Source organism: Mycolicibacterium sp. Y3 (assembly GCF_051188035.1).
Lineage (GTDB): Bacteria > Actinomycetota > Actinomycetes > Mycobacteriales > Mycobacteriaceae > Mycobacterium > Mycobacterium fluoranthenivorans.
Map to the genome: position 1 here is coordinate 2,901,028 of NZ_JAVQLT010000001.1, position 13,735 is coordinate 2,914,762.

Annotated in this window: 14 protein-coding genes; 7 read left to right on the forward strand and 7 right to left on the reverse strand. The window is 67.3% G+C overall.

Annotated features, from left to right (window positions below; translation table 11 throughout):
* Positions 1-498: an Rv0361 family membrane protein gene (locus tag QN239_RS14040; RefSeq protein WP_499011171.1), complete on the reverse strand. Its 498-nt coding sequence runs from the start codon at positions 496-498 to the stop codon at positions 1-3.
* A gap of 220 nt (positions 499-718) precedes the next feature.
* Here QN239_RS14040 and QN239_RS14045 point away from each other — a divergent pair, with 220 nt between their 5' ends.
* Positions 719-1,690: a carbohydrate kinase family protein gene (locus tag QN239_RS14045; RefSeq protein WP_499016766.1), complete on the forward strand. Its 972-nt coding sequence runs from the start codon at positions 719-721 to the stop codon at positions 1,688-1,690.
* On the opposite strand, the gene asnB is transcribed toward QN239_RS14045, so the two are convergent.
* Positions 1,687-3,618: an asparagine synthase (glutamine-hydrolyzing) gene (gene asnB, locus QN239_RS14050; RefSeq protein ID WP_499011173.1), complete on the reverse strand. Its 1,932-nt coding sequence runs from the start codon at positions 3,616-3,618 to the stop codon at positions 1,687-1,689. The genes QN239_RS14045 and asnB overlap by 4 nt on opposite strands.
* A gap of 155 nt (positions 3,619-3,773) precedes the next feature.
* Here asnB and ctaC point away from each other — a divergent pair, with 155 nt between their 5' ends.
* The 4 genes from ctaC to QN239_RS14070 all read left to right on the forward strand — a co-directional run bounded on the left by ctaC (position 3,774) and on the right by QN239_RS14070 (position 6,822).
* Entirely contained in the window at positions 3,774-4,811 is a 1,038-nt protein-coding gene (gene ctaC, locus QN239_RS14055) for an aa3-type cytochrome oxidase subunit II (protein WP_499011175.1), read from the forward strand.
* Between the two features lie 12 nt (positions 4,812-4,823).
* Positions 4,824-5,243 (forward strand): cytochrome c oxidase subunit 4, encoded by a 420-nt coding sequence (locus tag QN239_RS14060; protein ID WP_090353782.1) that lies wholly within the window; start codon positions 4,824-4,826, stop codon positions 5,241-5,243.
* Between the two features lie 128 nt (positions 5,244-5,371).
* Positions 5,372-6,199 carry an MmpS family transport accessory protein gene (locus QN239_RS14065; protein WP_499011177.1) on the forward strand — a complete coding sequence of 276 codons (828 nt, stop codon included), beginning with the start codon at positions 5,372-5,374 and terminating at the stop codon, positions 6,197-6,199.
* Complete coding sequence (locus QN239_RS14070; protein ID WP_499011179.1) at positions 6,199-6,822, forward strand: DUF2561 family protein; 624 nt, start codon at positions 6,199-6,201, stop codon at positions 6,820-6,822. The genes QN239_RS14065 and QN239_RS14070 overlap by 1 nt, the downstream gene beginning before the upstream one ends.
* Positions 6,823-6,827: 5 nt before the next feature.
* Here QN239_RS14070 and QN239_RS14075 read toward each other — a convergent pair whose 3' ends face one another.
* A complete protein-coding gene (locus QN239_RS14075) occupies positions 6,828-7,247 on the reverse strand; it encodes a DUF5313 domain-containing protein (protein ID WP_499011182.1) in 420 nt (139 codons plus the stop codon).
* Between the two features lie 73 nt (positions 7,248-7,320).
* Between QN239_RS14075 and QN239_RS14080 the strand changes: the two genes are divergently transcribed.
* Both QN239_RS14080 and QN239_RS14085 read left to right on the forward strand, forming a co-directional pair.
* Entirely contained in the window at positions 7,321-7,695 is a 375-nt protein-coding gene (locus QN239_RS14080; RefSeq protein ID WP_499011185.1) for an ArsR/SmtB family transcription factor, read from the forward strand.
* Positions 7,695-9,332 carry a SulP family inorganic anion transporter gene (locus tag QN239_RS14085; protein ID WP_499011186.1) on the forward strand — a complete coding sequence of 546 codons (1,638 nt, stop codon included), beginning with the start codon at positions 7,695-7,697 and terminating at the stop codon, positions 9,330-9,332. The genes QN239_RS14080 and QN239_RS14085 overlap by 1 nt, the downstream gene beginning before the upstream one ends.
* A gap of 99 nt (positions 9,333-9,431) precedes the next feature.
* Here the strand turns inward: QN239_RS14085 and qcrB are convergent, their stop codons facing one another.
* The 4 genes from qcrB to ctaE are packed head-to-tail and all read right to left on the reverse strand — an operon-like array spanning position 9,432 to position 13,676.
* The gene (gene qcrB / locus QN239_RS14090) at positions 9,432-11,066 is read right to left on the reverse strand and encodes a cytochrome bc1 complex cytochrome b subunit (RefSeq protein WP_499011188.1); all 1,635 of its coding nucleotides are present in this window, start codon (positions 11,064-11,066) and stop codon (positions 9,432-9,434) included.
* Positions 11,063-12,229, reverse strand: a complete 1,167-nt coding sequence (qcrA, locus tag QN239_RS14095) for a cytochrome bc1 complex Rieske iron-sulfur subunit (protein ID WP_499011189.1) — start codon at positions 12,227-12,229, stop codon at positions 11,063-11,065. Before qcrA ends, qcrB begins: the two co-directional genes overlap by 4 nt.
* Positions 12,226-13,038, reverse strand: coding sequence for a cytochrome bc1 complex diheme cytochrome c subunit (qcrC, locus tag QN239_RS14100; protein WP_499011191.1), 813 nt, complete (start codon positions 13,036-13,038; stop codon positions 12,226-12,228). Before qcrC ends, qcrA begins: the two co-directional genes overlap by 4 nt.
* Before the next feature lie 26 nt (positions 13,039-13,064).
* Positions 13,065-13,676 (reverse strand): aa3-type cytochrome oxidase subunit III, encoded by a 612-nt coding sequence (ctaE, locus tag QN239_RS14105; protein ID WP_499011192.1) that lies wholly within the window; start codon positions 13,674-13,676, stop codon positions 13,065-13,067.
* Positions 13,677-13,735: the final 59 nt, after the last annotated feature.

Here is a 13,735-nt window from a genome sequence, read left to right on the forward strand (position 1 = left end):
CTACTCCGTGCGCTGCACGTAGCTGCAGACGAGGATCTTGCCGTCCTGCGCCAGTACCTGGGCGACGGCTTGACGCTCGTCTGCGGCTCCGGCGGGCATCCGCCCCGACGGAGCGGGCGTGCCCTTCATGCTGAACAGCACCTGCGCCTGGGTCGGTGACAGGTAGACGATCTTGTCGATCGAGGTCACCTGGACCCGCTTGTACTGCCTGCGGAATGCGTCGCCGCTCATATCCGCCAGGGCCAGATCTGAATCGTGGTTGCGCACCGCGTCGTAGAGCCCGCACAGCGTGTGCCGGGCGATGGTTTGTTCGTCCCCGTCTGCGAGTGCGTCGAGGAACTCCTGGATCGCCGGTTTTGCGGTCCCCGCGGTGATCGGCGTGCCGGGCTCCTGGCGTCCCGCGACCACCACGACGATGCCGACCGCGGCGGCGATCACCGCGATGACACCCACGATCGCCGCGACGAGCGGCCAGCGCCTGCGTCTGGGGTACTGCACCGGTGGCGGAAGCGTGCCAGGGTAGGCACCGGAGATCTGGTGCGGAGGAGGACCCGGAGGAGGAAAGGACATCGGCTACGTTTCGGTGTCTAGGCTTGGACTCGCCGGTCGGACGTGACCGTCAATCGGACTTTCAGGCAGGCTAGCGCACCGGGGCGCCGATGCCCGTGGCACACCCGTACGCTGGTGAGATTCGTTAATGAACATGAAGGACGACGTTGTGACCATTGCGGTGACCGGTTCGATCGCGACCGACCATCTGATGAAGTTCCCAGGCAAGTTCTCCGAGCAGCTGCTGCCCGAACATCTACAGAAGGTGTCGCTGAGCTTCCTGGTCGACGACCTGGTCGTGCACCGCGGCGGTGTCGCGGGCAACATGGCCTTCGCCATCGGTGTCCTCGGCGGTAAGGCGGCCCTGGTCGGTGCGGCCGGATCGGATTTCGGCGACTACCGGCAGTGGCTCAACGACCACGGCGTCAACACCGACAATGTGCTGATCTCCGAGCAGTCCTACACCGCCCGCTTCGTCTGCACCACCGACGTCGATATGGCCCAGTTCGCCTCGTTCTACCCCGGGGCGATGTCCGAAGCGCGCAACATCAAGCTGGCGGATGTCGTATCACGCACCGGCACACCGGAATTGGTGATCATCGGCGCGAATGACCCGGACGCCATGTTCGCCCACACCGAGGAATGCCGCAGCCTGGGCCTGGCCTTCGCCGCCGACCCGTCCCAGCAGCTGGCCCGCCTGTCCGGCGAGGAGATCCGCCGCCTCATCGACGGCGCCGCCTACCTGTTCACCAACGACTACGAATGGGACCTGCTGCTGCAGAAGTCCGGCCTCAGCGAAGCGCAGGTGATGGGCCAGATCGGCCTGCGCGTCACCACCCTGGGCGCCAAGGGCGTGGACCTGGTGTCCTCCGATGGGACCTTCGTGCACGTCGACGTGGTGCCCGAGACCCATCAGGCCGACCCGACGGGTATCGGCGACGCCTTCCGGGCCGGATTCCTCACCGGCCGTTCGGCCGGCCTGAGCCTGGAGCGCTCGGCCCAGCTGGCTTCACTGGTGGCCGTGCTGGTGCTCGAAGCCACCGGCCCGCAGGAGTGGACCTGGGACAAGGACGCCGGCATCGCCCGCATCGCCGAGGCCTACGGACCCGACGCCGCCGCGGACATCTCGCAGGCGCTCTAGAGCTGCACCGGGTAGGTCGGTTCGGCGATCTGCGGTGTCACGCTGCCTTCGACGAAGATGGCGTGCCACAGCATGAAGATCAGCACCGTCCACAACCGGCGGCTGTGATCGGCCTCCCCGCCGCGGTGCTCGTCGAGCATGGTCCGCACCGCGGCGAGGTCGATCAGATCCCCGGCCTGCGAGGTGGCCACCGTCTCGTATGCCCAGTCCAGCAGGGCGCCGGCACGCAACCAGTGCCGGATCGGCACCGGGAAGCCCAGCTTCGCCCGATTCAGCACATGCGCCGGCACGATCGGTTCCAGAGCGCGGCGCAGCGCGTACTTGGTGGTGGTGCGGGTGATCTTCTGGTCGTACGGCAGCCGGGACGCCACCGCGAACACCTCCGGGTCCAGGAACGGCACCCGAAGTTCCAGTGAGTTCGCCATCGTCATCTTGTCGGCCTTGACCAGGATGTCGCCGCGCAACCAGGTGAACAGGTCGATGTGCTGCATGCGCGCCACCGGATCCCAGCCCGCCGACGAGGCGTACAGCCCCGCCGTCACATCGGTGTGGGTCCAGTCCGGATTGAACTTGCGCAGCACGGTGCGCAATTGATCGTCGGAGAAGCTGCGGGCGTTGCCGTAGTAGCGCTCTTCGAGTGTCAGCGACCCGCGATGCAGCAGGCTCTTACCGCGCATCCCGGCGGGCAGCGGCCTGGACGCCTTGCCCAATGAGCGCCGCACCGGTCGGGGGAGGTAGTCGAATGCCTTGAGCGACAATGGTTCCCGGTAGATCGTGTAGCCACCGAACAGCTCGTCGGCGCCCTCGCCGCTCAACACCACCTTGACGTGTTTACGGGCCTCGCGGGCGATGAAGAACAACGGCACCAGCGCGGGGTCGGCGACGGGTTCGTCGAGATACCAGACGATCTCGGGCAGCGCCGCGACGAACTCCTCCTGGCTGACCACCTTGGCCACATGCCGCGCACCGATCGCCTCGGCCGACGCGACAGCGACGTCGACCTCGGAGAAGCCCTCCCGCTCGAAACCGGTGGTGAAGGTGATCAACCGCGGGTTGTGCCGCATCGCCAGCGCGGCGATGGCCGTCGAGTCGATACCGCCGGACAGGAACGCGCCCACCGTGACATCGGCGCGCATGTGCTTGGCGACGGAGTCCTCCAGCGCCGCGGTGATCTCGTCATAGCGCGCCTGTTCGCCACCGGGGGTGAACGGGACCGCGGCGAATCGGGGGATGAAGTAGCGGGTGATCTCCGGCGCCGAACCCGGGCGGATCCGGGCATAGCTGCCCGATTCCAGTCGCCGCACCCCGCGCTGCAACGTCTCGGGCTCGGGGACGTACTGCAGCACCGTGTAGTGCTGGACGGCACGCTCGTCGATATCCAGGTCCAATCCGGCCGTCGGGGCCAGATCGACGAGGCACTTCTTCTCGCTGCCCAGCACGGTGCCACCCGGCCCGGTGGCCATGTACAGCGGTTTGATCCCGAACGGATCGCGCGCGCAGATCAGCTCCCGGGTCTGGGTGTCCCAGAGCGCGAAGGCGAACATGCCGCGCAGCCGGGCCAGCACGTCGGTGCCCCAGTGGTGGTAGCCGGCGACGATCGCCTCACCGTCACCGTCGGTGTGGAACACCGCACCGTGCTCGGAACGCAGTGCCTCCCTCAACTCGAGGTAGTTGTAGATCTCCCCGTTGAACACCAGCGCGTAGCGCTGCGGGGACTCCGGAGGTCCCCAGCGCAGCGGCTGGTGGCTGTGGGCGATGTCGATGATGGACAGCCGGTTGAAGCCCAGCACCACATCGTCATCGGCCCATGTCCCTGGTTCGTCGGGGCCGCGGTGACGCATCAGATGCGACGCTCCGGACACCGCGTCCACCAGGGCCGGGGAGGTCTCAACGGACGGGTCAGTCAGGTAGGCCAGCAGTCCGCACACTGCGCCAGTATGCCGAATCACCAGGGCGTAACCCGCACTGTGCCCGAGTTGGCAGGTCGCTTCGCGGGTTCGCCCACCGGTGGTCTACGCTGCGTAGTACATACCGAGCCGACCGACCGTTCGACGGTCCACCGACTTCTATAGGAGGCGCCAACGTGACCGCTCGCGGGTACAAGTTGGTGGCGTTGTCACTGGTCTTGGGCGGGATGACCATCCTGCTCAGCGGCTGTAGCTGGCAGGAGGTGTTCGGCCTCGGCTGGCCCACCGGTATCACGCCCGAAGGCAAGCTGAACCGCGACCTGTGGGTCTGGTCGGTGATCGCGTCGTTCGTCGTGGGTGCCATCGTCTGGGCGCTCATCTTCTGGGCGAGCGCCTTCCACCGGAAGAAGGCCACCGACACCGAGCTGCCGCGTCAGTTCGGCTACAACATGCCGCTGGAACTGGTGCTCACCGTGGTGCCGTTCCTCATCATCTCGGTGCTCTTCTACTTCACCGTTGTGGTGCAGGAGCGCATGCTGCACAAGGACCCCAACCCCGAGGTCGTCATCGACGTCACCGCCTTCCAGTGGAACTGGAAGTTCGGTTACCAGAAGATCGCCTTCGGCGACGGCACGCTCAGCTACGACGGCGCCGACCCGGAGAAGAAGGCGGCCATGGTGTCCAAGCCCGAGGGCGTGGACGAGCACGGCGAGGAGCGCGTCGGTGCCATCCGCGGTCTGAACCCCGAGGACCGCACCTACCTGAACTTCGACAAGATCGAGACCCTCGGCACGTCCACCGAGATCCCGATCCTGGTGCTGCCCAAGGGCAAGCGCATCGAGTTCCAGATCGCCTCGGCCGACGTGATCCACGGCTTCTGGGTGCCGGAGTTCCTCTTCAAGCGCGATGTGATGCCCGACCCGAAGGCGAACAACTCCGACAACGTCTTCCAGGTCAGCGAGATCCAGGAGACCGGCGCGTTCGTCGGGCGGTGCACCGAGATGTGCGGCACGTACCACTCGATGATGAACTTCGAGGTGCGCGTCGTGGAGCCCAACGACTTCAAGGCCTATCTGCAGCAGCGGCAGGCCGGCAAGACCAATGCCGAAGCGCTGCAGGCGATCAACCAGGATCCGCTGGCGGTCACCACCCATCCGTTCGACACGCGGCGCGGCGAGCAGGTCGGCGTGCCTGCAGCCCAGGCGAGCAAGTAGTAAGGACAACTCATGCATATCGAAGCGCGGTTGTTCGAGTTCCTGACGGCGTTCTTCGCCCTGGCCGCCGTGGTGTACGGCGTGCTGACCGCGATGTTCGCCAACGGCGGCATCGAGTGGGCCGGCACGGTCGCGCTGGTGCTGACCACCGGGCTGACCCTGATCACCGGCACCTTCTTCCGGTTCGTCGCCCGGCGCCTGGACACCCGGCCCGAGGACTACGAAGACGCCGAGATCAGTGATGGCGCCGGCGAGCTGGGCTTCTTCAGCCCGCACAGCTGGTGGCCGGTCCTGATCGCCCTGTCCTTCTCGACGGCAGCCGTCGGCGCCGCACTGTGGCTGCCGTGGCTGATCGTGGCCGGTATCTGCTTCGTCCTGTTCACCGCCGGTGGCCTGGTCTTCGAGTACTACATCGGTCCCGAGAAGCACTGACCCGTCTCGCAGGTCACAACCATGCGTCAGTTCTCTGGCGTGCCGCGTCGCCTGATCCGCTCGACCGCTCGGTTGGGTAGTGTTGCCGAGGCAGTAATCGAGACGGATAGGCCGAGGGTTAGTGTGAGATGAGCGGGCCTTCAGGACCGGACAAACCCGGTGCGGGCGACGAGCCGGCGCCGAGCACCGGTGAGACCGAGATCCATTCGCGGGCATACTCCGCACCGGAATCCGAGCAGTTCGTCAGCTCCCCGTACGTCCCGCCGGATCCGGCGCTGTACGACTACGACAGCTACGATTCCGTACCCGATGACGCGCCGGACAGTCCGCCGCGCTGGCCGTGGGTGGTCGGCGTGGTGGCGATCGTCGCCGCGGTCGCGCTGGTCGTTTCCGTCGCGGTGCTGGTGACCCGCACCGACAACACCAATCTGGCCACCCCGGCGACGACCACCACGAAGTCGGCGCCACCGGTCCAGGACGAGATCACCACCACGACGCCGCCGCCCCCGCCGCCCAGCCCGGAGCCGCCGCCGACGACCGAGGCGCCACCTCCACCACCGCCGGAGACGGTCACGGTGACTCAGGAGCCGCCGCCCCCGCCGCCACCCCCGGCCACCACCGAGGCGCCGCCCCCCGTCACCACCACGGCACCTCCGCCACCCCCGACGAGCACCGCGCCCGCCGGACCACGCCAGGTGACCTACTCGGTCACCGGCACCAAGGCACCGGGAGACATCATCACCGTCACCTACATCGACGCGTCCGGGCGCAGTCGCACCCAGCGCAACGTGTACATCCCGTGGTCGCTGACGGTCACGCCCATCTCGCAGTCCGAAGTCGGATCCGTGCAGGCCTCCAGTCTGTTCCTGGTGAGCCGGCTGAACTGCTCGATCACGACCAGCGACGGCACCGTGTTGTCCTCCAACACCGGTAACGCCGCCCAGACGAGCTGCTGATGACCGGCGACAGGAAACTCTCCGGGCCCGAGAATCTGGACCGGATCCTGCTCGGGGTCTGCGCCGGGATCTGGCTGCTCGCACTCGGCGCCGGAGTCGCGGCCACCGTCGCGCTGGTCGACCTGAGCAACGGGCGCGGTTCGGTCCGCGCCGAACTGTCCGGCTCCGATACGCCCTGGGTGCTCTACACCGTGATCGGGGTGTCGGCGGCGGTCATCGCCGCGGCCATCCCGCTGCTGATCCGGGCCCGTCGGGACAACACCGTGCGTCCGGCACGTGCGGTGACCGGTGGCGGCACCGGATCGGCGGTCGACGATATCGCGGCCGTCACCGGCCGGCCGGCGGGCCGGCGCCGTGCGGTCACCTCGGGTTCCGACGGCAGGCCGCCGGCGCTGCCCGCGATCGTCGACCAGGTGTATGTGCGCTGCGCCACCGCCATCGGCTGCGCGGTGGGCGGCGGAGTTCTCGCCGTGGCCATCGGCACCTATCTGATGGCGACGGGCAAGGACACCGGGGCGTGGGCCGCCTATATCGTGGGCGGGCTCATCACGGTCGGGATGGTCGCGGTGCCCTGGTTCTCGCTGCGTGAGCTGCGCGCCGTCACCGGAGCGCAGGCCGCCTAACCTCGCTACACGTCGTGGCTGCTGGCGGGGCCCGTGCGGGGGCCGTACCGCCGCTCGTAGGCCTCGTGGACGTGCGCGTTCTTCTTGCGCGACAGGGCGTCGACCAGGTGCGGATCGAGTCCGTGCTTGGCGAGCATGTGCCGGCGCCAGATCTTGTTGAGGGCGTGCGAGAAATACACGAACGGCAGGAAGATCGGCAGCGTCATGCTGGCGTGCAGGTACAGCGACATCGGGATGAACCAGATGGGCGCCAGGATGAAGATCGCCGGGATGGCGACCCGGATCATCATCCGCACCGTGGCCCCGGGGCCGGCCAGATCTCGGGCGACCCACGCGCGCATCGAGTCGGGTAGCCGTTTGCCGTAGCAGTAGGCGATGTACTGCAGGGGGCCCGGCGTGCTGGAGGGGGTCTGACCACTGGACATTCGGTCAGGGTAATGCGCGATATGATGAATTGCGAATTTACTCAATCCATAGTCTGCAGGGAGCGTGCACGTCGTGCCCGACAATGTCCTGGACGGTCCGGAGCGACCGCTCTACGAGATCAAGGCCAACCTGTTCAAGGCCCTGGCTCATCCGGCCCGGATCCGGGTGCTGGAAATCGTGTCGATGAGCGACGACCCAGTGCCGGTGAGTGCCATCCTGGGCGACACCGATATCGAACCGACCGTGTTGTCTCAACACCTGGCCGTACTCAAACGCCACCACGTGGTCCAGGGCAAGCGGGTGGGTAACGCGGTGTACTACCAGCTGGCGCACCCGAAGGTCGCCGAATTGCTGCGCATCGCCCGGGTCTTCCTCACCGATACCCTGGCGGCCCGGCGCGACCAACTCGATGCCGTGCAGTCACTGCCCCCCATCGGCACGCGCTGATGAGCCGGTGGGCGCCGGCCGTGCTGGGCTTGCTGCCGCGGCGCGGTGACTATGCCGGCCTGTCCCGTTCCTGGCGCCGCGATGTGCTCGCCGGCCTCACCGTCGGCGTGGTTGCGCTACCGCTGGCGCTGGCCTTCGGCATCAGTTCGGGCGTGGGTGCCGCCGCAGGCCTGGTCACCGCGGTCGTGGCCGGGGTGGTGGCGGCGGTGTTCGGCGGTTCGCATGTGCAGGTATCCGGGCCGACCGGGGCCATGGCGGTGGTCCTCGCGCCGATCGTCACCCAGTACGGGCTCAGCAGCGTCGCCCTGGTCACCGTGCTGGCCGGCGTCGTCGTGATGGTCGCGGGGATCGCCGGGCTGGGCCGGGCGGTCACATTTCTGCCCTGGCCGGTGGTCGAGGGCTTCACCCTCGGCATCGCCGTCATCATCTTCCTCCAGCAGGTCCCTTCCGCTATCGGACAACCGGTACCTCCGGGCGAGTCACCCCTGGCTGCGGCGGTCACCGTGCTGGCCAAGATAGATCCGGTGGCGGCCGCCCCCGCGGCGGCGGTGGTGGCGCTGGTCGTGGGCCTGATGCTGGTCCTGCCGCGGCTGCATCCCGCGGTGCCGGCATCGCTGCTGGCCGTGATCGCGGCCACCGTCCTGGTCGCCGTCTGCGGGCTGTCGGCCGCCCGGATCGGCGCGCTGCCGGCACAACTGCCCACCCCGGTGTGGCCGCACACCGACCTGGGGGCGCTGCGCGACCTTGCCGGGGCCGCCCTGGCGATCGCCGCACTCGCCGCGATCGAATCTCTGCTCTCGGCGCGGGTCGCGGCGACAATGTCACCGACCGGGCCCTATGACCCCAATCGGGAACTGTTCGGCCAGGGGCTGGCCTCCGTCGCCTCCGGCGTGTTCGGCGGTATGCCCGCCACCGGCGCGATCGCCCGCACCGCGGTCAACGTGCGCTCCGGGGCGCGCACCCGGGTGGCGGCGATCGTGCACGCGGTACTGCTGCTGGCGGTCGTCTACCTGGTCAGCGGCCCGGTCGGGGCGATCCCGCTGGCCGCGCTGGCGGCGGTGCTGATGGTGACCGCGTTCCGGATGGTCTCGTGGCCCACCATTGCGCGGATTGTGCGGTCCACCCGTTCCGATGCGGTCACCTTCGCGCTGACGGCACTGGTGACCGTCTGCTTCGATCTGATCGAAGCCGTCGAGATCGGTATCGCCGTCACCGCCGTGTTCGCGCTGCGCAGCCTGGCCCGACGCAGCAGCGTCACCCGCGAAGACCTCCCCGGCCCGGCTCAACCCGGTGACGAGCGGATCGCGCTGCTCCGGCTCGACGGTGCGATGTTCTTCGGTGCCGCGGAACGGATCTCGGCCATGATCATCGATGACCGTCACCCCGACACCTCGGTGGTGATCATCCGGCTGTCCCAACTGGGGATGCTCGATGCCACCGGTGCGAACACGTTGGCCGAGATCGCGCGTGAACTCGAATCCCGCGGAATCACCGTCATCATCAAGGGCATCCGGCCCGAGCATCGAGAGCTGCTCACCAATGTCGGGGTCATCGAGGCCCTGCGGCACGAGAATCACTTGGTCGACGACCTCGACGATGCCGTCGCCCACGCGCGCACCCACGTCACCGCCCGGTAGAGATCCCACCCCGGGGGAGGGGAGTGGTCCGCCAAAGAAGAAGGGCCCGCACAGCTTTCGCTGTGCGGGCCCTTCTTCGTCGAACTTCTAGTCGAACTTCTAGTGGTGCCCGTTGGATCCGTTGCTGCCGGTGCCCTGATGCTCCCGCAGGGCGGTCAGCGCCCTGTGCTCGGCGGCGTGGGCCGCCTCGGTGAGCGCATCGTTCTCCTCGATGGGATCGGGGATCAGGAAGCTGCCGGTACCCGGTGCTCCGGCAGAGCCCAGCTTGTTCATCTTCTTGGGCAGTGCTGCGCCCTGGTACTCCAGCGGAATCGGGTGTCCGTGGTCGTCGACCGGGCCGAGCGGCTGGTGCAGCTCGATGTAGGCACCGTGCGGCAGCCGCTTGAGGATGCCGGTCTCGATACCGTGCTCGAGCACCGCGCGGTCGCTGCGCTGCAGGGCGATCGCCCAGCGGTAGGTGATGTAGTAGACGATCGCGGGCAGCACGACCATGCCGATGCGGCCGATCCACGTCGTCGCGTTCAGCGAGATGTGGAACTTCAGCGCGATGATGTCGTTCATGCAGGCGAATGTCAGCAGGATGTAGAACGACACCGCCATCGCGCCGATGGCCGTGCGGACCGGTGCGTCACGCGGACGCTGCAGCAGGTTGTGGTGGGCGTCATCCCCGGTGAACTTCTTCTCCAGGAACGGCCAGGCGATCAGCAGCCCGAACACCAGACCCATACCCATGGCAATCCAGAACGGCTGGGGGATGGTGTGGTTGCCGATGTAGATCTCCCACGGCGGGAACAGGCGGATCAGGCCGTCTGTCCACATCATGTAGAAGTCGGGCTGGCTACCCGCGGACACCTGAGACGGCTTGTACGGGCCGAGAACCCAGATCGGGTTGATCGTCAGCAGGCCGCCCATCAGCCCCAGGATGCCAGTGATGATGGCGAAGAACGCACCGGACTTCACCGCGAAGACCGGCATCACGCGCACGCCGACGACGTTGTTCTCGGTCCGGCCGGGGCCGGGGAACTGGGTGTGCTTCTGGAACCACAGGATCATCATGTGCGCGGCGATCAGCGCCAGGATGATGCCCGGCAGGAGCAGGATGTGCAGCGCGTAGATGCGTGGGATGAAGATATCGCCGGGGAAATCGCCGCCGAACAGGGCCCAGTGCATCCAGGTGCCGATGATCGGGATACCCATCGTGATGCCCGACAGCGCGGCCCGGACGCCGGTGCCCGAGAGCAGGTCGTCGGGCAGCGAGTAGCCGAAGAAGCCTTCGAACATGGCCAGGATCAGCAGCAACGAGCCGATGACCCAGTTGGCCTCGCGCGGGCGGCGGAACGCACCGGTGAAGAAGATGCGGGCCAGGTGGACCATGATCGACGCCGCGAACAGCAGTGCCGCCCAGTGGTGGATCTGGCGCACGAACAGGCCGCCGCGCACCTCGAAGCTGATGTCCAGGGCCGTCTCGTAGGCCCGCGACATCTGCACACCGCGCAGGGGCTGGTAGACGCCGTTGTAGGTGACCTCGGCCATCGACGGATCGAAGAACAACGTCAGGTAGACACCGGTGATCAGCAGGACGATGAAGCTGTACAGCGCGATCTCACCCAGCAGGAAGGACCAGTGGGTGGGAAACACCTTGTTCAGCTGCCGGCGTACCGCCGCTGACGGGTGAAACCGCGAGTCAATCGCGTCACCCTGGTGGGCGGCGAGCTTGGCAAGGTCAGGGCTCATGATTTGCGCTCCCAGAATGCCGGGCCGACAGGTTCGATGAAGTCGCCGTTGGCGACCAGATAGCCGTCTTTGTCGATGGTAATCGGCAGCTGTGCCAGCGCCCGGGCAGCCGGGCCGAAGATCGGCCGCGCGAAGTGCAGTGCATCGAACTGCGACTGGTGGCACGGGCACAGGATGCGGTAGGTCTGCTGCTCGTACAGCGAGGACGGGCAGCCCAGGTGCGAGCACACCTTGGTGTAGGCGAACAGCTCGCCGAAGTTGAAGCTCTCCTGACCCTGGCGCTTGACCACGCGCTGCATGTCGTTCGGTTTGATGCGGATGAGCATCACCGGGTTACGCACGCCCATCGCGATCTCGGCGAGACGGTGCGAGGACTCCACCGTGGTGCCGTCACCATCGGATTCGCGCCACGGGAACACCGTCTCCATACCGCCGGCGTCGATGTCCTCCGGGCGCATCTTCACGAACGGCGACTCGCCGGGCAGGCCCGTGGCGCGGGCCAGGAAGATCGTCTCGCCGGTGAACCGCGGCGTCCAGCCCGAGGTCCACAGCACGGCCTTCTTGCCTTCGGCAGTCTGCACCACCGGCTTCCACGGGTTCTTGATCAGACCGCCGGCGAAGGCGACCAGGGTGCCGAGCCCGAACGCGCCGAGGCCGATGCCCAACGACAGCCCGACCAGCTTGCGCCGCTTGATGGTCGACGTCTCCAGGGCGTCGCTCAGGTTGGCGGCGACGGTCTTGCGGTGCAGTTCCGGGGAGGCGCCGTCATGGCGGTCCTGGATGGTGATCTCTTCCGGGATGAACTTCTTCTGGTAGAGCACCGCGCCGACACCGATCGCCAGGATCGACAACCCGAACGTCAGGCCGTACAGGGGAGTGGCCAGCGAATAGGCCCACTCGCCCTTGGACCCGTAGGGCTGGTACTCCCAGGGCCAGAACAAGAAGACGAGCAGCAGGGCCAGACCGGCGAAACCACCGAACAGCAGCCAGTACGAGACGGTGCGCGCGGCCCGCTTCTCGGCCTTGGTGCCCTCGATGGGCCAGCGCGGCTCCTTGTAGACGATCTCGACGCCGTCGAGCTTGCCGCCGAGCTCGAGGAGCTCCTCACGCGACATCTCGGCCAGCTGGGCGTCGGTCGGTATGTCAGGGGTGTTGGCGCTCATGCGCGGGCTCCGATCCACATCGCGACACCGATCGCGGCCACCATTCCGATGATCCAGATCGCCATGCCTTCAGGCGCCGGACCGAATCCACCCAGTCCGTAGCCGCCGGGGCTGGGGGTGGCCGCAGCCTCCCGCACGTAGCTGACGATGTCGACCTTCTCCTCGGGGGAGAGCTGACGATCGGAGAACTTCGGCATGTTCTGCGGACCCGTGAGCATCGCGGTGAACACCTGCGCCGGGACCTTGGACGCCTCACCGAGATCGGGGGCGTACTTACCGGAGGACAGCGCACCGCCCTTGCCGGTGAAGTTGTGGCAGGACGCGCAGTTCAGCCGGAACAGGTCGCCACCGCGCGCGACGTCACCGCCCAGCAGAGACTCGTCGGCGATGTGCCCGTTGGCATCCCGCGGTACGACGGGGCCGCCGCCGTTGGCTTGAACGTAGGCGCCCAGCGCGTCGATCTGGTGCTCGTCGAACACCGGGTCCTTGCGCGGGGCCTGGGCCTCGCCGCGCATCGCCGGCATGCGGCCGGTGGAGACCTGGAAGTAGACGGCCGCCTCGCCGGCGCCGATCAGGCTCGGGCCGCGGTCGGGCACACCCTGCAGATTGGCACCGTGGCAGCTGACACAGGACGTGTCGAACAGCTGCTTGCCGGTGCGCAGCAGTGCCGACTGTGACTCGTCGGCGACCGCCACCTGCGGGGTGGGGGTCAGCGTGGCCGCGACGGCGCCCGCGGCACCGAGGCCGACCAGCAGCAACACTGCCGCTGACAGGCGCCGGTGCAACCGACGGCGTGACTTGGTGGTCATCGAACCCCTTCTCATCGGCGAGCCGGTCATCGGACGAAGTAGATGACGGCGAACAACGCGATCCACACGATGTCGACGAAATGCCAGTAATACGAGACGACGATCGCGGCGGTGGCCTGAGCCGGCGTGAACTTGCTCATCCGGGTGCGCGCGAGCAGGAAGATGAACGCGACGAGACCGCCGATGACGTGCAACCCGTGGAAGCCCGTCGCCAGGTAGAAGACCGAGCCGTAGGCGCTGCCCGGGATGGTCGTGCCGTGCTCGACGAGGTGGAAGTACTCGTAGCCCTGGCCGCCGACGAAGAATGCGCCCATCAGGAACGTGAGCACGTACCAGCGACGCAGCCCGAACACGTCACCGCGCTCGGCCGCGAACACGCCCATCTGGCAGGTGAACGATGAGGCGATCAGCACGGCGGTGACGGGCACGGCCAGCCACAGGTTCAGTTCTGTGGGGGGCGGCGGCCACACGCCGTGTGCTTGGGCCCGCGCAGTGAAATACATCGCGAACAGACCAGCGAAGAACATCAGTTCACTGGAAAGCCAGACGATGGTGCCGACACTGACCATGTTTGGCCTGTTCAGCGAATGTACGCGAGATGTGATCGCGGTTCCGGAGGTCCCTACAGCGCTCGTCACAGGTGCAAGTATGACGCTTTGTAGTTGATTAACTCCACCCGGGTTCCGAATTGGTCTCG